Source organism: Pseudoalteromonas sp. UBA2102 (genome assembly GCF_002331165.1).
Lineage (GTDB): Bacteria > Pseudomonadota > Gammaproteobacteria > Enterobacterales > Alteromonadaceae > Pseudoalteromonas > Pseudoalteromonas atlantica.
In genome coordinates, this window is sequence record NZ_DCYU01000010.1 from 1 (window position 1) to 25,908 (window position 25,908).

General features: G+C 41.2%; 19 protein-coding genes. 12 read left to right on the forward strand and 7 right to left on the reverse strand.

From position 1 onward, the window contains the following. Positions 1–112: 112 nt before the first annotated feature. The 3 genes from msrA to B2R65_RS00800 form a co-directional block, all read right to left on the reverse strand. Positions 113–649, reverse strand: coding sequence for a peptide-methionine (S)-S-oxide reductase MsrA (msrA, locus tag B2R65_RS00790; RefSeq protein ID WP_273607304.1), 537 nt, complete (start codon positions 647–649; stop codon positions 113–115). Positions 650–738: 89 nt separating this feature from the next. After that, positions 739–3,846 carry an efflux RND transporter permease subunit gene (locus B2R65_RS00795; RefSeq protein WP_055252938.1) on the reverse strand — a complete coding sequence of 1,036 codons (3,108 nt, stop codon included), beginning with the start codon at positions 3,844–3,846 and terminating at the stop codon, positions 739–741. Positions 3,847–3,849: 3 nt separating this feature from the next. After that, a complete protein-coding gene (locus tag B2R65_RS00800) occupies positions 3,850–4,902 on the reverse strand; it encodes an efflux RND transporter periplasmic adaptor subunit (RefSeq protein ID WP_286740227.1) in 1,053 nt (350 codons plus the stop codon). 246 nt (positions 4,903–5,148) lie between these two features. Here B2R65_RS00800 and B2R65_RS00805 point away from each other — a divergent pair, with 246 nt between their 5' ends. The 6 genes from B2R65_RS00805 (at position 5,149) to B2R65_RS00830 (ending at position 10,728) form a co-directional block, all read left to right on the forward strand. Beyond that, positions 5,149–5,853, forward strand: coding sequence for a DUF2982 domain-containing protein (locus B2R65_RS00805; protein ID WP_286740229.1), 705 nt, complete (start codon positions 5,149–5,151; stop codon positions 5,851–5,853). A 20-nt stretch (positions 5,854–5,873) separates the two neighbouring features. Beyond that, on the forward strand, positions 5,874–6,206 hold the full coding sequence (locus B2R65_RS00810; protein WP_024034321.1) for a hypothetical protein: 333 nt from the start codon (positions 5,874–5,876) through the stop codon (positions 6,204–6,206). A 151-nt stretch (positions 6,207–6,357) separates the two neighbouring features. Beyond that, complete coding sequence (locus B2R65_RS00815) at positions 6,358–8,013, forward strand: Lcl C-terminal domain-containing protein (protein ID WP_273607307.1); 1,656 nt, start codon at positions 6,358–6,360, stop codon at positions 8,011–8,013. Positions 8,014–8,022: 9 nt separating this feature from the next. Then, a complete protein-coding gene (locus B2R65_RS00820) occupies positions 8,023–8,541 on the forward strand; it encodes an Lcl C-terminal domain-containing protein (protein ID WP_248442955.1) in 519 nt (172 codons plus the stop codon). 175 nt (positions 8,542–8,716) lie between these two features. Beyond that, positions 8,717–9,634 carry an ExeA family protein gene (locus tag B2R65_RS00825; RefSeq protein WP_024034318.1) on the forward strand — a complete coding sequence of 306 codons (918 nt, stop codon included), beginning with the start codon at positions 8,717–8,719 and terminating at the stop codon, positions 9,632–9,634. An 11-nt stretch (positions 9,635–9,645) separates the two neighbouring features. Continuing rightward, positions 9,646–10,728 carry a general secretion pathway protein GspB gene (locus B2R65_RS00830; RefSeq protein ID WP_286740239.1) on the forward strand — a complete coding sequence of 361 codons (1,083 nt, stop codon included), beginning with the start codon at positions 9,646–9,648 and terminating at the stop codon, positions 10,726–10,728. 49 nt (positions 10,729–10,777) lie between these two features. Here the strand turns inward: B2R65_RS00830 and B2R65_RS00835 are convergent, their stop codons facing one another. Both B2R65_RS00835 and putA read right to left on the reverse strand, forming a co-directional pair. Continuing rightward, on the reverse strand, positions 10,778–11,971 hold the full coding sequence (locus tag B2R65_RS00835) for a cyclic di-GMP phosphodiesterase (protein WP_064386891.1): 1,194 nt from the start codon (positions 11,969–11,971) through the stop codon (positions 10,778–10,780). Positions 11,972–12,091: 120 nt separating this feature from the next. Then, positions 12,092–15,895, reverse strand: a complete 3,804-nt coding sequence (gene putA / locus B2R65_RS00840; RefSeq protein WP_024034315.1) for a bifunctional proline dehydrogenase/L-glutamate gamma-semialdehyde dehydrogenase PutA — start codon at positions 15,893–15,895, stop codon at positions 12,092–12,094. 207 nt (positions 15,896–16,102) lie between these two features. On the opposite strand from putA, the gene B2R65_RS00845 reads away from it, so the two are divergent. Beyond that, positions 16,103–16,585 carry a winged helix-turn-helix transcriptional regulator gene (locus B2R65_RS00845; RefSeq protein WP_004587169.1) on the forward strand — a complete coding sequence of 161 codons (483 nt, stop codon included), beginning with the start codon at positions 16,103–16,105 and terminating at the stop codon, positions 16,583–16,585. A gap of 111 nt (positions 16,586–16,696) precedes the next feature. Here the strand turns inward: B2R65_RS00845 and B2R65_RS00850 are convergent, their stop codons facing one another. Beyond that, entirely contained in the window at positions 16,697–17,302 is a 606-nt protein-coding gene (locus B2R65_RS00850) for a TIGR04211 family SH3 domain-containing protein (RefSeq protein ID WP_054983196.1), read from the reverse strand. A 215-nt stretch (positions 17,303–17,517) separates the two neighbouring features. On the opposite strand from B2R65_RS00850, the gene B2R65_RS00855 reads away from it, so the two are divergent. From B2R65_RS00855 to B2R65_RS00865, 3 genes are all read left to right on the forward strand, one after another. Next, the gene (locus tag B2R65_RS00855; RefSeq protein WP_024034312.1) at positions 17,518–19,038 is read left to right on the forward strand and encodes a CYTH and CHAD domain-containing protein; all 1,521 of its coding nucleotides are present in this window, start codon (positions 17,518–17,520) and stop codon (positions 19,036–19,038) included. A gap of 163 nt (positions 19,039–19,201) precedes the next feature. Then, complete coding sequence (locus tag B2R65_RS00860) at positions 19,202–20,011, forward strand: phosphate/phosphite/phosphonate ABC transporter substrate-binding protein (protein WP_286740250.1); 810 nt, start codon at positions 19,202–19,204, stop codon at positions 20,009–20,011. Then, positions 19,998–22,244: an ATP-binding protein gene (locus B2R65_RS00865; protein WP_286740252.1), complete on the forward strand. Its 2,247-nt coding sequence runs from the start codon at positions 19,998–20,000 to the stop codon at positions 22,242–22,244. The genes B2R65_RS00860 and B2R65_RS00865 overlap by 14 nt, the downstream gene beginning before the upstream one ends. A 24-nt stretch (positions 22,245–22,268) precedes the next feature. On the opposite strand, the gene B2R65_RS00870 is transcribed toward B2R65_RS00865, so the two are convergent. Then, positions 22,269–23,786 (reverse strand): S10 family peptidase, encoded by a 1,518-nt coding sequence (locus B2R65_RS00870; protein ID WP_286740255.1) that lies wholly within the window; start codon positions 23,784–23,786, stop codon positions 22,269–22,271. A 337-nt stretch (positions 23,787–24,123) separates the two neighbouring features. Between B2R65_RS00870 and B2R65_RS00875 the strand changes: the two genes are divergently transcribed. Beyond that, positions 24,124–25,344 carry a GGDEF domain-containing response regulator gene (locus B2R65_RS00875; RefSeq protein WP_029773860.1) on the forward strand — a complete coding sequence of 407 codons (1,221 nt, stop codon included), beginning with the start codon at positions 24,124–24,126 and terminating at the stop codon, positions 25,342–25,344. Between the two features lie 221 nt (positions 25,345–25,565). After that, positions 25,566–25,904: a P-II family nitrogen regulator gene (locus B2R65_RS00880; RefSeq protein ID WP_004587162.1), complete on the forward strand. Its 339-nt coding sequence runs from the start codon at positions 25,566–25,568 to the stop codon at positions 25,902–25,904. The last annotated feature ends 4 nt before the right edge of the window (positions 25,905–25,908 follow it).

Consider the following 25,908-nt stretch of genomic DNA (forward strand, 5'->3'; position numbering starts at 1 on the left):
AACAACTAAATAGCGAATTTTTTGCCTTGCTATCAACACGTTTATCCATCCTCAAAATAGATCACTTAATTATGCGGATTGGTATTAGAATTATTTTAACAACGCAAATTAGCTAGTCAGCTAAAAATTCTTTAAATACAGTTTCAAACTTGTGTAACTTAGGCGCAATTAAAATACTACAGTAACCCTGCTGTGGGTTTTCGTTGTAGTAATCTTGATGATAATGCTCCGCTGGGTAATATGTGGTAGCAGGGCTAACCTCTGTCACTATTGGTTCGCTAATATGGTTTTGTAGCTGGGCTATCATCTCATTGGTTTGATTTAATTGTGCATCGTTGTGGTAATAAACAACACTTCTATACTGTGTGCCAATATCGTTACCTTGGCGATTTAATTGCGTGGCATCGTGTAACGTAAAAAACATGCTAAGCAGTGTTTCAAAACTCACTACAGCGCTGTCAAATTCCAGTTGCACAACCTCAGCATGGCCTGTTGTACCAGAGCAGACTGATTTATACGTGGGGTTGTCGGTATGGCCGCCGGTGTAACCTGAGCTTACGTTTAGTACACCTTTTACTCGTCTGAATGCAGCGTCTATACACCAAAAACAGCCTCCACCAAATGTTGCTAGTTGTGTTGATGTGCTCATAAGTTGTCCTAATTATGTCTGTTACAGTATTAAGGCGAGCATAAATTGAATACGCCGTAACAGCAAGTTACGGCGCAGTGTAAGCTCAGTTAAATTTCTTCGCTGTCTTTTAACGGGTGAGAGTCGGCTTGCTTATTTAATTTTTGCTGTAAAAACTCTGGCGACTGTGTGTTGCGGGCTAGGGCATAATACGCCGCAGGCACAACATAAAGCGTTAGCAATGTTGATACAATAACCCCTGTAAATACCACCACACCAATTACCATGCGGCTCTCTGCGCCTGGGCCTGATGCCAATACTAAAGGCACTGCGCTCATTACCGTAGTCAGAGAGGTCATTATTATTGGGCGCAGGCGCTGAGTGGCCGCTTGCAAAATAGCCTCACTAAATTCTACGCCTTTATCACGCAGTTGGTTGGTAAATTCGACTATTAAAATACCATTTTTAGCGCTTAAACCTATCAGCATTACAATACCAATTTGGCTATAAATATTAAGCGTTAAGCCAGTTGTCCATAGGCCAAACATAGCGCCCATTAGGCCAAGTGGTACTGTTAGCATAATGACAAACGGGTGCATAAAGCTTTCAAATTGGGCAGCTAAAACTAAAAAGGTTACAGTTAGGGCAAGCACAAATACATAGGTCATGGCCGATGCGCCTTCGTAATATAATTGTGATTCACCTTTATAATCTACAGCGCCGTCAATGTCGTTTTCTTCTGCGGCTACTTTGTTTAAAAAGTTAAGTGCTTGTTCAAGTGTATAACCGTCCGCAAGATTAGCGCTTAGTGTAATGGCGCGCATTCGGTTATAACGGTTTAAGCGCGATGCTGTGGCCTCTTCTTTTAAGCTTATAAGGCTATCTAGTGGGACCAGCTCACCACTGCGTGATTTAAGGTAAATATTTGAAATGTCAGTAGGGTTTGTAAAGTCTTGTTTAGTGCCTTTTAAAATTACATCGTATTCTTCACCTCGGTCAATAAAGGTGGTAACACGGCGCTGCCCTAACATGGTTTCAAGCGTGGTGCCTACATCTGATACCGACACACCTAAATCAGCGGCTTTGTTTTTATCTATGCTGACTAAAAATTGTGGAAAGGTTTCTTTATAGTCGTGATCGATTCTTACCAAGCCTGGATTTTTTTCTGCGCGCTCTATAATGCGGTCGCGCCAATCAGCAAGTTGCTCGTAATCGTTACCTTGTAGCACAAACTCAATCGGGCGAGAAGAGCCACCACCGCCAATACCACGGCGCATAATAGCAAAGGCACGTACATCTGTTACTTCGGTCATTTTGGCGCTTATTTCGTCCATAACTTCCCAGGTAGAGCGTTTGCGCTTATCCCAATCGGCCATACCAACGATAGCAACACCGCCACTGCCGCCCCAGCCCGGTACGCGCACTAAAACACGGCTTAATTCGCCAGCTTCTGAGTAAGGAAGCAGGCGCTCTTCTATTTTGGCCATGTTGGCAGCGTTATTTTCATAACTTGCGCCTTCAGGGCCGCTCATCATAATAAAAAAGGTACCGCGGTCTTCTTTTGGCGTAAGCTCAGAGGGCACTTGCAAAAACAACGAGTAGCTAACAAAACCAGCAAGTACTAGGCTTATCATTAGGCCCCATTTTTTGGTCATATTTGAGGTAAGTGATTGGCGGTAACTGTTTTCAACTTTGCTAAAAACACGGTCCATCCATTGGCTAAATTTACTTTCTTTTTCTGACGCTTTTAAAACTTTAGAGCACAGCGCCGGCGAGAGGGTAAGGGCAGTAATACTAGAGAAAAACACCGCGGCACTTACAGCCATTGCAAACTCTGTAAACAAGGCGCCAATTCGCCCATCCATAAATACTAAAGGTACAAACACCGAAATAAGCACAAGCGTTGTCGCAATAATTGCAAAGCCTACTTCGCGGGCGCCTCTAAAGGCTGCTAATAAGGGAGGCTCGCCAAGCTCAATACGACGGTGAATATTTTCAAGCATTACAATGGCGTCATCTACGACCAAACCAATCGCTAATACCAGCGCAAGTAAGGTTAATAAGTTGATTGAATAACCCATGGCAAGTAAAAACATAAAGCTGCCAACAAGTGCTACAGGCACAGTAACGGCGGGGATAAGCGTAGCGCGAATATTACCTAAAAAGATAAATATTATTAACACCACTAACCCCATAGAAATGGCAAGCGTGCTATATACTTCGTTGATTGACTCTTTAATAAAAATAGACGAATCGTAGCTGTCTTGAATAGTGGTGCCCTCTGGCAAATTACGTTTTATTTTTTCAAGTTCACTGCGGGCGTTGTCTACCACTGTTAAGGTGTTTGCTTTAGCTTGCTTTACTATGCCAAGGCCAATCATGTTACGGCCGTTACCACGGAACAGGCTTTCATCGTCGGCGGCTTCTAAATGTACATCGGCAACTTCACCTAAACGCACAAGGTAGCCGTCTTCACCGCGTTTAATAACTAAGTTTTGAAAATCACGTTGGTCTTTATAGCTACGCGCTGTACGTACGGTAAAATCGCGGTCGATAGATTCAATTTCACCTGCTGGTAGCTCTACGTTTTCGCTGCGTAGGGTGTTTTCGATATCACTTGAAGTGATCCCACGAGCGGCCATGGCTTGGCGGTTTAGCCAAATTTTCATGGCGTATTGGCGCTCACCACCAATACGTACATTTGAAACGCCATCTACAACGGCTAATCGGTCGACAATAAAGCGCTGTGCATAATCGCTCAATTGCAGCGAGTTCATGGTTTCACTGTTAAGTACAAACCAGGCTATAGGGCTCTCGTCGCTGTTTGACTTAGATACCTCTGGTGGGCGCACTTGCTCTGGTAGGTTATCTAGTGCACGGGCAACTCGCTCTCGTACATCGTTTGAGGCTGCGTCAATATCACGGCTTATATCAAACTCAATAACGATATTAGAGCGGCCATTTCTGCTTGAAGAATTAATACTTTTAATGCCTTCAATACCCGATATCCGGTTTTCTAATATTTGCGTTATTTTTGTCTCGACTATTTCTGCCGAAGCACCAGTGTAGTCAGTACTAATACTGACAATAGGGGTTTCAATATCAGGGTATTCTCTAAGTGGTAGCATCGAAAAAGCCACCAAGCCAAATGTTAGCAGTAGTAAGTTAATTACTATGGCAAAAACAGGGCGTTTAACACTCGTATCTGTAATTTTCACCGATTAACCCTCAACACTTACTTTGCTACCAGGGCGAATTTTAATAATGCCTTCGGTAATCACTTGCTCGCCATCGCTAAGGCCTTCATCAATCGCTACCCAGCCGTTATTTCTGCCAGCAACATGCACTTCAACCTTGTTGGCAATACCATCTTTTACTTGGTATACAAAATGTTTATCTTGCAGTGGGATCACGGCTTTTTCTGGCACCATAAGCGCCTGATTACTACTAAGCTCCAAAGCGGTGTTTAAAAGCATACCAGGGCGTAATAGCCCGGATTTATTAGCAAAGCTTGCGGTTACTTCTACACTGCGAGTAATCGAGTCGATACGAGAACTAATATGGGTCACTTTGCCGGTGAAAGTGCGCCCTGGGTAGGCATCGTTTTGAGTATGTACTTTCATGCCTAGGTTAAGTTGAGATAAATATTTTTCAGGGACTTTAAAGTCAACTTTTATAATACTAATATCATCAAGCGTTGTAATAATTGTATCGCTACTTACATAAGCACCCACCGACACTTCTCGTTTGCCTAATAAGCCAGAAAACGGCGCGGTAATTAGCATTTCATCAAGTTTGGTTTTAGCGCTTTCTAGTTGGGCTTGCGTGGCATCTACGCGTGAAAGCTGCTCTTCTAATAATGATTTAGCAGTAGATTGCGTACGAGAAAGCTCAGTAAGGCGGCTTAACTGACGCTTTTCTTCTTTTAAGTTAATGCCTAGCTCTTTTACAGCGTATTGTTCTTGCTGATTTTGCAGCTGCACAAGGCGTTGGCCTTTACTTACTAAGTCGCCATCTTCAAAATATATGTGTGTAACATAATCGCTTTGTGCGCTTTTTATATAAATTGCTTGGTTTGCGCGTGCACTGCCTATGGCTTCAATCATAACGATGTTTTCTTGAGACGATACCGTATGAGCCATCACCTGTGTGGGTGTATCACTTGAATTAGATTGTTCACCATGGCTAGATGGCAAATATAAGTACACACTTAAAATAACAAGAAGCGTAATTAAAAATGGAAAAAGAGCTTTACCTGACTGTTTTGAATACATCGTTTTCATACCTGAAAATAAATTGTAAGTATTGTACGAAATAAGACCGTGAAAAGGCGGTTATGTGTCTCATAAATTTGTGCGTTAGGCGTAAAAATTTATGAGACTAATTACTTGTTCCCATTTAACACTAAAATTATGATAAAACGATGAAGCAACCACCGCAGTGTAAAACCTGTTTAACAATGAGAAAAATAATACTTTGGGGTATTGTTATGTTTTTATTTTATATGGCTTTTTACCAATATGGGTAAGCCAAGTTCAATAATAAAATACAGGGCGCAAGGGGCGCGCAATGGCATTGAAGTACTTACTGTAGGCAGCGTAGGTTTAGTATTTATTATGCTGTTTAATTTACTGCGCCCGGGTGAAATTAGCTTAATAGAAATTTTTTTAGTAAGCATGTGCATAGCTGCTATTTTTATTGGTTTTTTAAAAACACAGGAACCTTATTACAGTTTAGTGCTTAGTGAGTCCTTACTTGTGTATCAGCATAAATATGGCCAGTGGCAGTTACATGTTAGTAACTTACACCACAGCGGTATTCCTAAGGTGGCTGATGGCCTTGAATACCTTGAATTAAATGCAGTAGGTTTAAAGCTCAATGATATGGACGAATTTTTAAGCGCTATACACCCACGCATTGCCGGAAAACTACTGATAGAGCAGCGTAATTTATTTATGCAAGCTGTTCAAAAATATTGCAAAAATGGCAATTGCCCATCAGAATGGTTAATAGAAGAGACGCAATACACCTCACCTAAAGGATTTAGCTATACTGGACTTATAGCTATGTTTGCTAACAGAGCCAAGCACCTTGAGTTGTTAACGGGATATAACTTACTGTTACCCGCAAGTGTATTAGAGACAGACATTTGGTCGTTCAGTGCCGATTTAAATAAATGGAAACGCGCACCTGAACGGTTTATAGCATCGCAAGTTGGACACTAAATGCGATAGTAGGAAAAATAATGAGCCAAGAAAGATCTTTTATAAAGAGTGGTCGCAATACCATCATCCATAAAGATAAAAAGCTTGATCTAGTCATTGTAAATGCAGAGCAGCACCCACGTATAAAGGTAACTCAAAATGGTTTGGAGCCATTTAAAGAGGATCTACCTAAAAACCGGCGTGATGCCAAAGAGCGTTACCTTGAAATTGTTAATGTAAGTAGCGCTGATATTTTTGGTGAAGAAAAACAGCTGTTGTTTATTCAGGCGCTTGATGGGCGTGAATACAAAGTAGATTACTCAAAAATAGGCACTAAGCTGTTTGTGCGTATTCATCAAGATACGTATATGTAATACTAATCCACAATAATGCTTAATCATTTTGCGACACGTTTTCCAGCCTCAAAATGGATCACTTAATTAAGCGAATTGGTATAACTCTAAATGGCACCTTTATTGCTAGTGATTACACTATAGTAATTATTTGACATTATAGGTGCGTTTTATGAAAGCGTTTGCTTTTACTCCCCTTATATCTTGTTTTTTATTGGCTGCCTGTGGCGGTGGAGGCGGCGGTAGTGAAGACTCTACTGTTGAAACCTCGGTTAATGCCGGAACCGATCTTCAAGTTGTAGAAAAAACAGAGTTTACAATCACCGCACAAGGCTCACCAGATGACGGTACCTTTACTTGGCAGCGCGTTAGCGGCCCATCTGTGGACGGCTTCCCGCTTGAAGGTGCAGAGCAAACAATTACTGCGCCCGATGTTAAAGCCGATAGTGAACTTGTACTATCTGTAAGCTATCAAACAGATAATGGCAGCTTAGTTAGTGACAACGTGAGCATATTTATTACCTCAAGTAATCAATTACCGCTTGCTGTTGTTAGTCAAACAGCCCCAGAAACACTGCCTTCAACCTATAACGACACCGTAACGTTAAGCGCTGAAGAGTCGAGCGACCCTGATGAAAATGGCCAAATTAATAGCTATCAGTGGCAATTAATTTCAGGCCCTGATTTAGATGTAACCGACTTTGACAACTCTACGGTAAGTTTTAGCCACCCGCTGCTTGAATCAAATACTAATTTAATATGGCAATTAAGCGTTACCGACGACGAGGGCGGCGAGGCAAGTACTGAATACAGTATGACATTAAATAAAACAGACGAGCTGGTTGTGGCCAATGCCGGAGATGACCAAAACGTTGAAGAATTTGAGGAAGTGACCTTAGATGCAAGTGAAAGTGACACCCTAACAGATACGTTTTCATGTAGCTGGCAACAATTAACGGGCAATGCCGAAACGCTGGCAAATACTAGCCAATGTACCACGACATTTTTTGCCTCCGACGTTGATTTAGATACCACGTTGAGCTTTGAAGTCACTGTTACTGATTCTAAAGGGCGCACTGACACCGATACCGTATTTATTGACGTATCACCAAAAGCATTAGGGTTAATTAACGACAGTGGCCTAGGCGAGTGTTATAACAATACCCAGCGTATCAATTGCCAAAGTAGTGACTTTCCGGGTCAAGATGCAGAGCTTGGTCGAGACAGCTTTGCCAACCAACTCGATAAAGCAGGCCAAGGTAACCTTGCGTTTGACTACACTAAGCTAAATCAGTTTGCCGATGAAGTGGCTGATGATAGTGACGACTTTACTTGTATACGCGACAACGTAACGGGGCTTGTATGGGAAGTGAAAAGTGTAGAGTCAGGTACATTACCTAATACCACCTTACGCGATGGCCAAAATCATTACTTTTGGGATTTAGGCACGACAACCTTTACCGATACCAGTACTGCTAATACCACCTGTCCAGATGATACAAGCTGTGGTGTGCAAACCTATATAAATGAAGTGAACGACTTAGATTTTTGCGGCGGTACCAATTGGCGCTTACCAACTTACACTGAGCTGTTGAGCTTAATTGATTATGGCAAGCAGGGCGAAAACGTATTAATTGATGAAGCGTTTTTTCCAAATATGCCAGAAGCAGGCGCTATAGATGATGTGAATTTACCGTACTGGACATCGCAAACTGCAGCCGATGGTACCAGCTTATCGCAAGCGTACATTATCGATATGAGCAACGGGAATGACTTAGCCTACCCGAAAGAAAAATACGCGTATGTACGTTTAGTCAGAAGCCGATAGGAGAAAATCATGAAAACATGCTTACTATTTTCAATGGCTGTATTTAGCGTAAGCTTTCAACTAGCCGCAGCGCAAACGTGTTACGACGGGGCGGATACAACAACACCAACCACTCGCTTCACTCTTAATGACGATGGCACAGTGTTAGATACAGAAACAGGCCTAATGTGGCAACGTTGTAGCTACGGACAAGTTTACGATAGCGACACTGAAACATGCACAGGCTCTACCCCGTCACTTAATTGGCAAGAAGCACTCAGAGGCGCAGAAAACGACACCACTGCCGATTACGACGATTGGCAGGTGCCTAATGTTAAAGAGCTTGCCAGTATTTTAGAGCACAGCTGCACCGAGCCAAGTATTAACGAAGAGGTGTTTTTAGGCACTAAATTGCAAAACTACTGGAGTAATACCTCAGGGGTAAGCACGATGAGCTCAGCATGGGTTTACCAGTTTGATAGTGGGCTTAATAGCTTACATGCTAAAACCAGTGACGTGTATTTACGTTTGGTGCGTTACGAAAACTAAGTAAAATAAAATAGCTAAGCACTTAGCTTTAATACAAAAGCGCCGCTAAATTTAGCGGCGCTTTTTTGTTTTACATAAATTTACGTTATTTCAATAATAAAGCGCATACAACGTTGTTACTTTGTCGTTTTTTTTGCCATTATAGGCCGAGTTTTAATGACGAAGGAACATTGCGGTGTATTTAAGCTACTTTGGCTTGAGCGAAAAGCCATTTTCGATCTCGCCCAACCCCCATTATTTATTTTTAAGCGAACGCCACAAAGAGGCACTTGCCCATTTAACCTATGGTTTAGGCGAAGATGGCGGGTTTGTATTGCTAACCGGCGAAGTGGGAACAGGGAAAACCACCATTACCCGCAGTATGTTAGAGCAACTGCCAGAGAACACTCAAGTTGCAATGATCCATAATCCGGCGCTGTCGGAGCTTGAGCTTTTGGCCAGTATTTGTGATGAGCTAAACATTACTTACGATGCCCAAAATGCCACCCTTAAAAGTTTAACCGACATTATTAAGCAGCACCTAGAGGCTAATAACAAAGCGGGCGGGCACACAATTTTAATTATTGATGAAGCGCAGCTCCTTGCCCCCGATGTGCTTGAGCAATTACGACTATTAACCAACATAGAAACTGATCATAAAAAACTGTTACAAATAGTCTTAGTGGGTCAACCAGAGCTTCAGGCATTATTAAAACGTACTGAGCTTAGGCAGTTGGCGCAGCGAATTACAGCACGGTATCACTTATTACCGCTCACCCAAGGGCAAACAGTTGCGTATATAAAGCATCGTTTACATATTGCCGGGTGTGATAAAGGCGTGTTTTCGCTCGATGCTATGCAAGCTGTACATCAGTTAACTGGCGGCATTCCACGCTTAATGAATTTAGTCTGTGAGCGCGCGTTAGTCGGGGCTTTTTCTAAGCAGCAGCTTATTGTTGATAGTGATATTATAAAACAATCAGCCCAAGAATCACTGCCTATGGATTTTGTGGCTGCGCAGAATAATGCGCCTAAATCCACTGGCCGTGTTTATTATTACTTAGCATTTGCTGCTTTGTTTGCAGTAGGTGTTGGCATGTCGTTTATTATATAGTTAGGTAATTTATGTCTTATTTATTAGATGCATTAAAGCAATCTCAACAAGCAGATATGAGCGCCGAGCAATATGATTTGCAGTCAGCGCAGTTAAAACAGCAGCAAGCACTTACGCGCTATAAAAAAATGGTGTGGCTACTTGGTGGCGCAATTGCAGCATTTATTGCCATAGCGGGTGGCTTTACAGCGGGTAAGTGGTTTCAAAGCAGCGCACTATTAAAAACAAGCCAGCCGGTTGACGTTGTTAGCACTGATAGCAAAAAACAAAAACAAGCAGTAACAGATGAGCCAACTACAGCGCAAAATAAAGCCGAAAAGCCTGTAACATCACCGTCTTCAGAGGCTGAAAAAAATAGTAATAAAGCAACGATTGAAGGGCAGTTGGTGTATGTACAAACACCTACCGGGGTACAAAAAATGTTGCTTACCCCACAAGGGCAGTATATCCCTATTAATGATAATCCGGCGCAGCAGCAACCAGGTTACAATGTGCAAACCCCTATAAATGCTAACGGGTATAATCAAAATGCGTTTAATCAGCAAACTTACAATGCACAGCTACCTAATACGCAAAGCTATAATCCACTTGCTTATAATGCACACGGCCAAAACACGCAATTTATGCAGCCGCAAGCACAAAATACAAGCTCAGCAGGTTTAGATATGAGCAAGTACAAAGTGCTTGGAAAACCACTGAATGGTGAAAATACCCCAAGCACGCAAGCGCCGCAAAGTAGTCCGGAGCTTGATGCTGTACCGAGTAAATTAAAAGATGCCTTTGCACAAGCGATAAAAGACTCGCAGCAAGAACAAGATTACGAAGTAACCCAGGCCTCTCGCAGTTCATCTCGAGTTAAACCGGTTGAGCTATTACCAGATGGTTTACAAGCCATGCTGCCAAGCATTAAATACCAAGCACATATATACTCTTCAAGTGCAGATAAACGCTGGATAAAGCTTAATGGCAGAGAGCTACACGAAGGGGAGAGCATTGGGGCACTAAAAGTGCGCGAAATTACCCCAGAGCAGAGTGTACTTGATTTTGATGGTTATGAATTCAGTATTAAAGCTTTGCAGGATTGGCCGCAATAAAGCGCAGCTAATAAAGTAAAGCCGCAAAACTGCGGCTTTACTTTTTAACTCAAGGTAAAATAGCGTTTTTGTAAAAGCGCTCTAAATCAATGTTGTAGTCGGTCGGCTTAACGGTTGATTCGAGCTTGTCAGCTGTTTTTTTATTTGCCAAGTTTATATCTTGCATTTCCGTGTAGCGACCGTGTTTAGCACTATAAAATGTTTTAACCACCGGCTTTAAAGGTGTTTCAGGGTTACTCTGTGTAACCAAGCCTACTTTTTGGCTAGATAAGCGCACTAAGGTGCCTACAGGGTGAATGCCAATACATTGGATAAACTTAGTAAGTAGCTCACCATCAAAGCTATCAGGGCAACCATCTTTTAAAATTTTAAACGCTTTTATAGGCTCCATACCTGCTTTATATACCCGCTCTGCCGTGAGTGCATCATATACATCTACAATTGACGCCATACGTACGTATTGGCTTATCTCATCGCCTTTTTTGGCAAACGGATAGCCTTTTCCGTCTAAGCGCTCATGGTGTAGGCCGGCAATATCTACAGCAATCCCCGTTAACCCCGCTTCTTCTAAAATTTGCTTAGAATACAGAGCATGGTTTTGCATAATTTTAAATTCGTCATCACTAAAGCGACCCGGTTTATTGAGCACTTCGTCAGGAATTTTAATTTTTCCTATGTCATGTAACAAAGCACCTGTAGTGAGCTCTACAATAATGTCGCGCTCTATGCCTAAGTGCTTTGCAAAAATACCCATTAAAATAGAAACGTTGATAGAGTGCTCAAGTAAGTAAGCATCTTTTTGGCGCATTTGCGTTAAGCAGGCTAGGGCATCTTGGTTTCTAAAAATAGAGTCCATAAAGCCACTGGCAAGCTCTTTAAAAGGCGCTATGTCTATATCTCTACCCGCTTTTATATCGCCAAAGGCCTTTTGTTGAAGTGTTTTAGCTTCGTCGTAGAGCTTTTTAGCTTTGCCCATTTCTTGTTCACTACTATGAACTTTAAGCCAAGGGTCGCGTTTTTTAATCTCTGCCTTAGGCGCAGGGGCTTGAGTGTCGGGCTCGGGTGTAGTTAATGTTTTATCTGGATCTATCTCTATTTCTAAAATGCCCGCTTTTTTGAGCTTATCGATACTCGCCTGAGTCTTAACCCAGCCTTGGTTTTTAATTTTAATGCGCCCAGTTTGTTTTGTAACACTTTGAACAAACATGCCAGGCTGTAATTGCGAAATAGAGATGACTTTCAATTTTTTTTACTTCTGTAATGGGGCTTTGTTTAAATTAGCATCATTATACGTTGCAGGGTAAAAAAAAAGGCACTTTTAAGTGCCTTTTTTTACATTTTTAGTTAATTAGTACTAGATGGGCTATTCGTCATCTTCTACTAGGGTCATCAGTGAAGTATTACCACCAGATGCGGTAGTATCTATACTGATCGTTTTTTCAGTAATTAAGCGCTTAATCAACGTATCGTAATACTCTGAAGTAATTACTGGCAAAATAGCACCTTTACGCTGTGCAAGTTGTTGGCTGAAGTAACCTAAACGAGACGAACGTGCAGCAACCACCGCACCCGCTAAGTGAGGGTGAGCCAAAATAGCTTGTAGCTGATTAGGTTTTGCAACCTGGAACACGCCCTCAGCAACGCCTGTGGCAATAAACTTATCTTTAAAGGCTACCGCTTCATCGTAAAATAGCTCTGATGCTACGGTAATTACTGTATTACCTGCAGCAAGTGCTGTGATGATTGAAAGCGCCCAAAAGTTAAATGACGTGCTTTTATCTGCATAACATACTACACAACCACGTGCTTCAAGGTGCAAGGTGTTTGATTCACCAGTAGGCCCAGGTAAAGTAGTAAACTTACGCATGTGTTTTTCTAAACGGTTAAGTTGTGCACGCGCTTCTGAAAGCGTTAATGCCAAATCGTCCGCTAGGTCATCAATAATTTCGACCGTTGCTACTTTAGCAAGCAACTGACGAACAGCCGATACACGGTCATTTAGCGGTGTTGCACGCCAAATTTTCTCATCGCGCATTGAGTTAGCCATTAGCTTTTCAACTTGCTCGTTTGCACCGCTGTAATGGTGTAAATCAAGCTCATCTGGCGTTAGGTTAGTCATTTGCACGTTATCAGGTGATGCTTTCTCTTTTACTAAACGCTGCAGGTAGTTAGGGCCACCGGCTTTAGGGCCAGTACCAGATAAACCACGGCCACCAAATGGTTGCACACCTACAATGGCACCAATCATGTTGCGGTTTACATATACGTTACCCGCACGCGACATTTTAGCTAGGTACTCACAACGCTCTTCAATACGTGAGTGAACACCCATTGTTAAGCCGTAACCTGTGTTGTTAATTTGGTCAATCACGTTGTCGATATCATTCGCTTTAAAGCGAACAATGTGCACACATGGACCAAATACTTCACGTTTAAGTACTGATAAATCTTCGATTTCGTATAAACGAGGGGCAAAAAAGTAGGCGCCATTTTCAGTGTTATCAGGGATCTTACACTCGTAATGAAGTGTTGCATTACCTTTTAAGTATTCAACATGATCATTTAGCGTTTTAAGGGCTTTTTCATCAATTACTGGGCCCACATCGGTAGAAAGTAATGACGGGTCGCCAATATGCAGCTCGGCGAGTGCGCCTTTAAGCATTTCAATAATGCCATCGGCTACATCTTCTTGTATAAATAATACACGCAGTGCTGAACAACGCTGACCTGCACTTTGGAAACCTGAGCTTATTACATCATCAACAACTTGCTCTGGCAGCGCTGTTGAATCCACAATCATACAGTTTTGGCCACCGGTTTCTGCAATTAACGGTACTTGAATATCGTTACGCGCAGCCAGTGTTTGTGAAATCAGTGTGCCTGTTTCTGTAGAACCGGTAAACATAACTGCCTGAATACGCTCATCAGGTACAATTGTTTTACCTACCTCAGAACCACGGGCAATCACCGGCTGTACTACATGCTCTGGTAAGCCAACCGAAAGCATTAACTCAATAGCGCGAAGTGCGATTAAGCTTGTTTGCTCTGCAGGTTTTGCAATAACAGTATTACCAGTCACAATGGCAGCGGCCACCTGACCTAAGAAAATAGCAAGCGGGAAGTTCCACGGGCTAATACATAAAATTACACCGCGTGCTTCAAAGCGTTCATCGCTTGCAAGTTCTTCTGCACGTGCCGCGTAGTAACGACAAAAATCAACGGCTTCACGTACTTCGTCAATACCATCTTGCGCAATTTTACCGGCTTCTTTAATACATATAGCGACGAGCTCGTCGTGGTGACGCTCTAAAATATCTGCCACGCGGCGTAATAAATTAGCACGCTCTTTTACAGATGTTTGCGACCATGACTCAAATGCCGCTTCTGCATTGGCCAAAATGTCTTTCATCTCATCGCCAGATTGCAGTTTAACGTGGCCGATGATTTCGTTGTGATTTGCTGGGTTTTTAACCGCTAATGCGCCTTCAGGTACTTGGCTTTGATCAATTAAGTGCTCGTTAAACCAGCTTTCAAGGTTTTCTTTGAATGGCGTAATTACATTAATATCGGTTAAGTCCATGCCTTTAGAGTTAGCACGTTCGTCGCCGTATAAGTCGATTGGCATTTTAATTTGCGTATTGTACTTATTACGTAAACCTTGCAGTGTTTCTACTGGATCAGGTAATAGCGACTCAACTGGTTTAGTGGTATCTACAATGGCGTTTACAAACGATGAGTTAGCGCCATTTTCAAGTAAACGACGTACTAAGTAGGCAAGTAGGTCTTCGTGCTGGCCAACGGGTGCATAAACACGGCATTGAATTTTTTCTTCATTTACGATTTGGTCAAATAAAGATTCGCCCATACCGTGTAAACGCTGGAATTCAAATCCGGTGTTATCGCCTTTAGCAACTTCTAAAATAGTGGCTGCAGTGTAAGCGTTGTGTGTTGCAAATTGCGGGTACAGTACATCGCGTGCTTCTAGCATTCTAATAGCACAGGCTTTGTAAGATACATCGGTAGTTGCTTTACGCGTAAATACTGGGTAGTGCTCTAAACCATCTTGTTGCGTGGTTTTAATTTCTGTATCCCAGTAGGCACCTTTTACAAGGCGAACCATCATTTTACGGCCTACACGAGTAGCAAGTTCAGTTACCCATTCAATAACAAAAATAGCGCGCTTTTGGTATGCTTGTACGGCTAAACCAAAACCTTGCCAGTTACCTAAATCTTCATCGCTAAATACCGCTTCTATAACATCTAACGAAATATCTAAGCGGTCAGCTTCTTCAGCATCAACCGTAAAGCCAATGTCGTATTTTTTAGCAGCAAGCGCGAGCTCTTTCAGTTTAGGCACAATTTCGGCCATTACGCGGTCTTTATGCGTGAACTCATAACGTGGATGAATAGCAGAAAGTTTAACTGAAATACCAGGGCTTTTAACTGGGCCACGGCCATTTGCCGCTTTACCAATTGCATGGATTGCGTTCATGTAGCTGTCGAAGTAACGCTTGGCATCTTTCATTGTGCGCGCGCCTTCGCCTAGCATGTCGTATGAGTATACGTAGCCTTTTTGCTCTTTTTCAGCAGCGCGTTCAATGGCTTCGTCAATGGTGCGACCCATAACGAACTGCTTACCCATAATTTTCATGGCAAAGTTTACAGATTTGCGAATCACAGGCTCGCCCAAACGACCTATGGTCTTTTTAAGCATGCCAAATTGCTGTTCTTTGGTTTTATCTGTGTAGTTAACCATTTTACCGGTTACTAATAATCCCCACGAAGAAGCATTAACGAATAAAGAATCGCTGCTTCCTAAATGAGAACTCCAATCACCTTTAGCAAGCTTGTCACGAATTAACGTATCTTGCGTGGCTTTGTCTGGTACGCGAAGTAGGGCTTCGGCCAAACACATTAACACTACACCTTCCTCACTAGAGAGTGAGAATTCATTTAAAAGTGCGTCTACACCGCTTTGACCGTCTTGATCTTTTCGAATGTTTAAAACAATCTGGCGAGCTCTTTCCCATGCACGGCTTCGTGCTTTAACACCCACTTCTGCAAGTGGTAAAATATGATCAATAACAGCATTTTCATCAATGCGGTAAAAATCACGAATTTTCTGTCTTGTAGGACAGGTTGTTGTCAAATCGCCATTGAATAACATAAGCAACCCTTAGGAATGTTAATATGTAAATAGTAGAACAAAATTTATGTGCTTGGGCTGTTGAGCTAAAGCAACTTTGCTACCAATAAATTACCAGTGATGTAATGCGTGCATTCTAATTAAATTTCAGCAGAATATGCTGGTTAAATTTCACGATTTACGATAATTTACAGGGCATATTTTCAACTTATCCGTATAAAATTCTGTATGACAAGTCCAAATAGATTACGCCTGCTTGATCGTATCGATTTAGCAATATTAGACGTTCTTCAAAAGAACGGCAGAATTTCTAATGTTAACCTAGCAAAACAGGTTAATTTAAGTCCTAGTCCATGCCTTGACCGTGTAAAACGTTTAGAGCAAGAAGGCTATATAGAAGGGTACTTTGCAAAGCTTAGCGAACAAAAGCTGAATCAGAGCTTAGTAGCGCATGTGCAAGTATCGCTGGTGACATCTAACACGGCTGTTTTTAAAGTATTTAAAGAGCATATACTTAAAATTGAGCAAGTTGTAGAGTGCGATATGGTAGCGGGAGGGTACGACTACCTGCTAAAAATTAGGGTCTCGGATATGGATGAGTATCGACAGGTGCTAGGAGACTTGGTCGATATTCCGGGCGTAGGTACTCACCATACTTACATGGTAATAGAAAAAATTAAGCAGGATCCTGGTTTACGTTTGGATGTTTAAAAACCAAATGCTTATTGCAATACATTACACACACATTAAAAAAGCACCTAAGGGTGCTTTTTTAATGATTAGCCAGCGGCTTTAAACTTAGTTAACCAAGGTTTAGGTTAATTAAGCCCACCCTTCGTAGCGCTTACGGCGCGAAAGTACAACGGTAAGTATAATACCTAAAAACAAACCTATAAAAGCAATAGCGCCACCATAAGTAAGTAGTTGGCGTTTTTCTTTTGCAGTGGCAGCTTGTTTTTGAGCACGTTCTTGTTCAAGTGTTGTTTGCAGCTCAGTAATTTGTTGATTAAGCAATTTGTTTTGATTAGTTAAGCTTTGATTATGTTCTTGTAACTGAGGTAGCTCAATTTGTGCTTGGCGTAGTTTGTTTTGCACTGTGCTCATTTCGCTACTGAGTGTTTGATACTGCTGATGAAGCCCTGGTGTTTGCGATATAAATTTAGACTCAACCCAACCTTCACGGTCTTTATCGTCTTTTATTTTTATAAAGCCGTTTTCTTCTTTTGATAGCACGGTTAATTTAGTACCCGCATCTACAGAGCCAAGTAAGCGGTAGTTTTTACCTGCGCCAGAGCGCATAAAGGTATATAGATTATCGATTATATAAGCTGAATTTGCATCTGATGAATTGGCTGTTTGAGCTTCTTGTGCTTGGCTTATAAACGAGGTGGCTGTTAAAAGTAGCCCTAGTAAACAGTGTTTTAGCATTTATCTACCTTGTTAGTCTATCCGTGTCCGTTGTGGTTGTGATTGAGATTTTCACATAAGTAGTGAGATAGTATGGATTAAACGCGTTAATAGCAAGGTTGATATTGTAACCCAGTGCGGGTGTTGCTCAGCCAAAAAGGTTAAAAAATTTGCAAAATGAGGTGGCTTTGTTTATTTTGAGCACTTATTTATTTTAAAGGTAATCCTCAACCCTAATGGATACTGAGATAGAACTGAAGTTTTTGGTATCAGATGCCGTTGTTCCACTGATCCCCTCGCTAATCACACAATTTGCTAAAACGGTTATTAATAAACCTTCACGTAGTTTGCAAAATGCCTATTACGATACCCCAAGTAGAGAGCTTAGAGCCCTTGATATAGGTTTTAGAACCCGCTGTGCCGACAGTAAATGCGAACAAACAATAAAGCTTGCTGGCGAAGTTGTGGGTGGGCTACACCAACGTCCTGAATACAACTTACCCATTGAATCAAGCCGCCCTGATTTATTAGCATTTAATAATGCTATTTGGCCTCATGGTATGCAAGTGAATGCTATTAGCGATAATTTATATCCTATTTTTAGCACTAACTTTATTCGTCGTACTTGGTTAATAGAAACCCCAAATGGCGCAAAAATTGAAGTCGTGCTAGATAAAGGCGAAATAGCAGCATCGGGTAAGGTTGATATTATTAGCGAGCTAGAAATAGAGCTTGTTGAGGGCAACAGAGACGAGCTATTTGCTTTGGCAGATAAACTTGTTAGCCAAAACTGTATTCGTTTAGGGCTTTATTCAAAAGCAGCTAGAGGCTACCGACTAGCCGATGAAACACCGCTTAAACCAAGTAAGTCTATTGGGTTTGTAAAATTAAAAAAACAAGCAACTCAAGAGCAAGCACTAATAGAGGCCATGAACTTTGGTATTCGTTTTGTGCAAAAGCATGAGCAGTGTTACTTTGACAAACCAAGTTTAAAAACGCTCAAACGTGTGACTGATGGCATTAGCTTAATTAGGCATAATTTTTGGTTGTTTGACGATATTGTAAGTAAAGACAGTACTGAGCAATTAAGAACAGAGTTAAAGTGGCTGTTAAGTGAATTAGCCTGGGTTGAAAATGCAATTCAGCTAAAAACTTATACATCTAAACGCCATGCATTTTATAAAAAAATAAATGCAGCGCCTGCATTAGCGCAAGTTATTAACGATTTAAAAGAGCTACAGCCAAGCATTGATGATATTAATGCTTTGTTTCAAAGCGCGCGATACAATCGTTTATTGCTGTCGTTGACTACTTGGTTGGTAGATAAACAATGGCGTAAGTTTTGGGGGCAAACCCAACTACAGGCGGCAGAGCAGCCAGTAGCTAAAATTGCAAAACGTTTATTTAATAAAGATTGGCAAAATTTAGATAAGCTACTTCCTAAAGAGCAAACGCTGACAGCACAAGATTATTTAAGCTTACGCACCCAACTAGAAAACAGCTTATTAAGCGGTAATTGCTTAGGGTCATTGTTTGACAAAGAAGAGCGCTTAGAATTTAGACTGCCGTGGCTGGATATTTCTCATGGTATGTACGAGCTCAGCACGCTGGAATATTTAAAGCAGCTTTGCGGCGGGCAAGAAGACGAGCAGTTGGCTAAAATTCAACAGTGGCTAGATCAAAAGTCAGATTACTTAGTCAGTGCAATGGAGCAAAGCCGTTTAGCGTCTTTTGATATAGAGCCGTACTGGCAGTAATATATTTAAGCAGGTGTGTATGGGCACCTGCTTTAATCTTTTTGTTGAAACTTTCTTAAACCTCCTTAATTAAATAACCTCTTAATTTCTACGTAATAAAAATGGTGCGTTAGTCACTCGTTAACTATGCTTATAGTCATAAACCTACAACGGTAAGACTAATATGAAGTGTAGTGTTGTTTTGCTTTTTTTATTCAATAGTATGGGTGTCTATGCTCAAACCTTTACTTTTGGTGTAGTTCCGCAATATGAGCCTCAAAAACTCACTGCAATATGGCAGCCCTTTCTTAATAAAGTAACCGAAAAAACAGGCGTGCAACTACAGCTTGTTACCGTGGAATCAATCCCGGTTTTTGAGCAAGGGTTTGCAGATGGCGATTACGATTTTGCTTATATGAACCCATGGCATAGTGTGATTGCTTACGACAAGCAAGGCTATTTACCGATAGTGAAAGATGCTGCGCGCCATTTGCAAGGCGTATTAGTGGTCAATAAAAACAGTAATATTGAATCCGTTGAGCAGCTTGAAGGCGCCGAAATTGCTTTTCCTGCGCCTAATGCATTAGGCGCTTCTTTATTAATGCGGGCGGAGCTTGCCCTATTATATGGCTTAACAATAAAGCCTGTGTATGTACAAACGCACTCATCTGTTTATTTAAATGTGGCACTTAACGCAACGCCTGCCGGCGGCGGGGTAATGGGCACATTAAAGCAACAGCCTCAAAATTTGCAGCAAAAGCTAAAAGTTATTTACAAAACGCGTAAGGTTAGCCGCCACCCCATTGTGGTTCACCCTAGAGTAAATAATCAGGTACAAGCGCAAGTTCAACAAGCAATTATAGAAATAGGGAGCGACCCTAAACAAAAACACTTATTAGCGGGTATTCCTATAATTAACCCAAGTAAAGCAAGCATTGACGATTACAACCAATTAACGCAATGGGGTTTACGCTCGTTTTATGTTGAAAATTAACTGGTGGCGCAGCCTAAGGGTTCAAAGCTTTGTTGCGGTAATGGCATTTGGCTTTTTATTAATATGCTTATTTATTTTTTACGCTTTGCCAGAGCAAGCTAGGTGGGTAAACGATGGCCTTTCTAGCGCAGCGCAGCGCTCTTTACAGCAACTATCGACATCAATAAAAACCCCTTTATTAACGCGTCAATACGCACAGCTGTATGAGCAAATAGATGCGCAACTTAATACAACCCCTAATTGGAAAGCAATTAGAGTAGTAGAGCCGACTACAGGTAATCAGTTATATCCTTTAGATGAGTGGCAGCTGTTAGCGCAGCAGGGCAATGTTACGTTAAATGAGCATATTACTTTTTTAGATAAACCTTTGGCTGAAATAACGTTAGTCGTTAATTTTGTAGACGAAATAAACGAAGCGGCCAAGCTACATTACACGTTAATTTATATTCAGTTTTTTATACTTGTGGTGTTTTTTATTGGCTTAGCTTGGTTGGTCGATTATAGAATTACCAGCCCTTTACGGGCGCTCGAAGTCGCCTTTTCTAAACTGGCTAAAGGGAACTTTGATTGCCACGTTAGCGTTCAGCAAAAAAATGAGATTGGCAGCGTCATAAATGCATTTAATAAAATGGCCGGTGAGGTTGCTACTAATCATCAAAAAGTAAACGCGCTGAGAATTCAAGCCGAGTCGGCCAGTAAGGCTAAGTCTGACTTTATGGCGAGTATGAGCCATGAGCTTAGAACGCCGTTAAATGCGATTTTAGGGTTAGCGCAGCTTTATCAATATGACAGTAAAGCAACCGAGGTACACAAAGACAATGCGCAAAGTATTTACCAAGCTGGGGAGCATTTACTTTTACTAATAAACGACGTGCTAGATTTAACTTCTATTGAGTCGGGGAATATGCAGTTTAATTTTGAATATGCCCCCGTGAAAGACATGCTACAGCATAGTATTGAAATGGTGAGCGAACTTGCCAGAGTTGAGCTTGTTACTATAGACACACACAATATTGACTCCCTTGAAGGTATTTACTTATATGTAGATAAGCGCCGTTTTAAACAGGTACTGCTTAATTTACTTTCCAACGCAATAAAATATAACAAAGTGCGAGGTAAAATAGATATACGCTGCGAGATTGCTGATTCCAGCCGCTGCAATATTGATATTGAAGATACAGGGTGCGGTTTTTCAGAAGATGATATTTTAAGGCTTTTTAAACCCTTTGATAGACTAGGGGCAGAGACCAGTAAAACACATGGTACGGGCATAGGTTTAGTTATTACTAAAGAGCTTGTAGAGCGTATGCAAGGGCAGCTACAAGTAAATAGCCAAATAAATAAAGGCGCGTGTTTTACCATTAGCTTTAATGGTTTTAAAGAAAGCGCTTTAACCACTATACAAGCTGATGAGCCGATAAGTCACCCCAGCAGTGAGCCCGCAGACTCCGCCACAGGTAAACTCCCAGTATTAAATGTGCTGGTGGCAGAAGATCAACTGACTAATCAGCAGGTTTTAAAGCAGCAACTGACCATGCTTGGTGTTAATTCAACGTTTGCAAATAATGGCGAACAGGCCTGGCAAATGCTCCAAGATAAGTCCTTTGATATGCTACTTACCGATATTCAAATGCCGTTGTTAAATGGCCTTGAGTTGGCTAAAAAAATCCGAAAAAACACACAATTCAATGAGCTAATAATTATTGCTGTTACAGCCAATATAATGGAAAAAAACATACAAGATTGTTACAGCGCTGGGATGAACGGTTTTTTAACTAAACCGATAGAGCTTGAAAGCCTAAAAGCACTGCTGATGAAGCACTCTCAAGGCATTGTTCCCTCGCATACACAGCCGCTGCAAATCACAGCGCAAGCAAGCTCTATGTACAGTCAATTAGATATGCCTTTATTGTTTTCGATGTTAGGAAAAGATACGCATGTACATTGTTTAGTCTTTCAGGCGTTTTTACAGACCGCTTATGAGCAAGTTAAATTAATTGAAGCATATACACAAAGTTTAAATTACGCCGATTTATCTTTTCAGGCGCATGGTTTAAAGTCATCTGCTAAATCGGTTGCAGCGTTAAAGTTAAGTGACATTTGCCAGCAGATAGAAAGCTTAGCCGCTCAAAATAAGGTCGATGAAGCGTTATTATTTGCACTACAAACAGGGTTTAATGAAGTGGTTACACAGTTAAAAGTGTACTGTAATAAACATGAGGCATCTTCTTAATGCCTCATGTAATGGCCCTTTTAATTAATATTTAGCGGCCTGCCCTTTAGCGGGTAGGGAGCTTAAAATGAAGTCGCGTAAATCGTTATTTGAAAGCTTAAGATCTTCATGTCGTAGGTACATCATATGGCCGCTGCGGTACCCTTTAAAGCTTAACCTGTCTTTCATTTTACCACTTGGGTCAAGCTGCCATAACGTGTATTTAGCATCAAAGTAATTTGTTGCGCCATCGTAGTAACCCGCTTGAATCATGACGTTTAAATACGGGTTTTGCGCCATCGCTAAACGTAAGTTTTCGCCGGTATTATTTTTGCTGCGATCCCATGGGTGAACATTGCCAAATAAGTTGTATTTTACATCCGTTTTATAGTTGAGCTCTTCACGCAGGTAATAGTTAATTGCAGGCGTAAATGAGTGCAGCCAAGAGGTAAGCTCAGCCCAGTAATCAGGTGATTCGCCAGCATCGCGTTTATCAATACCTAAATAGCGCGAATCTAGACGTCCGACAGTTTGTCCACGCTCACGTAAAAGTTCCTTCCAAAAAAACCGAGTGGGAATATCTAAGTTGTTTTGCGCTACAAACTGCTCTGAAAGGCCTGCATATTCGGCCATTTTCTTTATTATTTGGTGTTTTTTATCGGCATCGATAAAGCCACCTTTCGCGAGGGCAGGAATAAGCTCATTAATAGTGAACTGCTCTACTTCGGGTAAAAGTTCATTGAGATCTTTTTCTTGCAAGTTTTTATTCAGTGCTTTGTGATACCACGCAGTTGCAGCAAAATAAGGTAAGCGATTAGCCGCTTTTATAGGGCCGTCGCGTTTTATACCAATATCGGTCGGCGATACTAATACCACCCCATTAATGTACATCCATTGACTGTTTTGTAGTTCATGGGCAAGGCCTGATACACGAGTAGTGCCGTAGCTTTCTCCAATTAAAAACTTAGGTGAGCGCCAGCGCTCGTTTCGGTTAACAAAGGTATTTAGCCATTCAGCTAAGTATTTTATGTCGGCATTGACACCAAAAAAGTGCTCTTTTTGTTGCTCTTTCGAAAGCATTTCACCTTTAGCGTTTTCTACTACGCGTGAATAACCTGTATTTACCGGATTTACATAAACAATATCTGCTACATCTAATACTGAGTAGGGGTTATCTTTTACGCCATAAGGCTGAATGGGGTAGCCTTCGTCATCAATTTTTAATACGCGTGGGCCAGTATAGGCTAAGTGCATCCATACAGATGCAGAGCCAGGACCGCCATTAAACGATATCAGTAATGGGCGAGCTGCGGTGTTATCGACTTTATCTCGTGTGTAATAGGTATATTGTAATGTGGCAATGGTATCGCCATTATCATTCCACACCGGCTGAGTGCCTGTTTTAACGGTGTAGCTAAAGCGTTCACCATTAATTTTTGCTTTATGCTTAGTGACTACGTGGCTATCAATGTCTATTTTTCGTTGGTTTTCTGCTGTTGCAGTACTGCTAAGCAATACGATGGCAAGCGCTAAGGTGTAACGAGTTAATTGGACAAGCTTCATTGTCGTTCCTTATTTTTGTTTAGATGCTATTTAAAATAAAAAACACACAAATAACAAAAGTATTGAGATTAATGGTCGATAATACTGGTTAAGTCTAAACTTATACACGGCGTGTTTGTTTATTTAGGGTTAATTTATCCTAGCGTGTTTAGCTTAGCTAAAAAATCAAGTATATTTGGTCGGCTTTGTATTTGAATTAAATACAAGCCTTGCGCTTACATTAATGGACCTAGCCTACTTACTGGCTACATAAACAGAACTTTACTGGATGTTTTTCATAGCTTGTCGCTTCAGTGCAAGTTTAAGTACGTAAAATAACAAGATTAAAGAGAAGTTTATGCAAAGAGTATTAGTGGTTGAAGACAGTAAAGTAGTGCAGCAGGTGCTACGCCACTTAACGGCTCAATATTTAGATGTCGCTGTCGATTTCGCATGGTCATTAAATGAATGCCAAGACTATATTGAGAAACATAAATACTCGCTGGCTTTAGTTGATTTAACTTTGCCTGATGCACCTAATGGCGAGGTCGCTAAATTTACACTTTCACACGCCATTCCTACTGTGGTACTTACCTCAAAAATTGATGAATATAAGCGCCAACAAATGCTAGAGCTTGGTGTTATTGATTACGTAATAAAAGACAATCGCGATTCATACCATTACGCTATCAAGTTAGTAGCTCAGCTTTTGAGAAATCAAGGCTGTAAGGCCTTGGTTGCTGATGATTCGGTGTTAAGCCGCTCCTTAATGAAGCAAATGCTAGAAAAGCAATTATTTGATGTAACCGATGCGCAAGATGGTCAGCAAGCACTCGAAATAATAAAAAGTAACCCTAATATAAAATTGCTCATGACCGATTATGCGATGCCATTAATGGATGGCTTTGAACTGGTTAAAGCGGTGCGTAATTTTAGAGGGCGCGATGATTTGGCCATCATTGGGCTTTCGGGTGCCGGTAAGCATGGATTATCGGCTCGGTTTATTAAATACGGTGCCAACGACTTTTTAACAAAGCCATTTATGAATGAAGAGTTTCATTGTCGTGTTATGCAAACAATGGAGCAGTTGTCACTGATTGCGGATATTAAAGAAAGTGCTTACAGAGACTATTTAACGGGTATGTATAACCGCCGTTATTTTTACCAATATGCAGAGCAACTATTAAAAAAACAACAGCAAAATACGCTTGCATTACTCGATATAGATTTTTTTAAAAATATTAATGACACCTTAGGCCACGAAGCGGGCGATCAGGCACTAAAGCAGGTAGCCACGTTAATTAAAACTACGTTTTCTAAGTTTACCGTTGCGCGGGTGGGCGGCGAAGAGTTTGCCATTATATTAGATGATATAGACACGGCGCGTGGGCGAGAGTACTTAGAAGGCTTTAGAAAAAAACTCGCTAAACATGAGTTTTTAATCGATGAAAAACCGTTTTCTATCACCATCAGTATTGGTGTTGCTGATTTTCAAAACACTGATTTAACTCAGGCCATGCGCATCGCAGATGCGGCCCTTTACGAAGCCAAAAACAATGGCCGAAACTGTGTTGTGTAAATATAAAAAATAACACTAATTACAAGCTAGTAGGGCATCACTTTTGGTGATGCACCAATGTAGCTAAGTTGTTAAAAAAGCGCACCTTGATGGTGCGTTTTTTTTGTTTTAAATTTACTATTTACGTTTATCTTATTGATATTAAGTGTTTTTTAATAGTGGCACAAAGGTTGGATTATGTAAGCCAACAGGATAACAATAAAGCGTCCGAGGGGGCCACTATGAAAATGATTAGTGCAATCATAAAACCATTTAAATTAGATGATGTGCGTGAAGCGCTCGCTGATTTAGGTATTGAAGGGATGACCGTAGTTGATGTTAAAGGTTTTGGACGTCAACGAGGCCATACAGAGCTGTATCGTGGAGCAGAGTATCAGGTAGATTTTATTCCTAAGATCAAACTTGAAATTGCTACTCGTACTGAAAATTGCCAACGCGTAGTTGAAGCAATTACCAAAATTGCATCAACAGGCAAAATTGGTGACGGTAAAATTTTCGTGTACGACTTAGATCAAATTGTGCGTATTCGTACGGGCGAACTTGATGAAGAAGCAATTTAAGGGG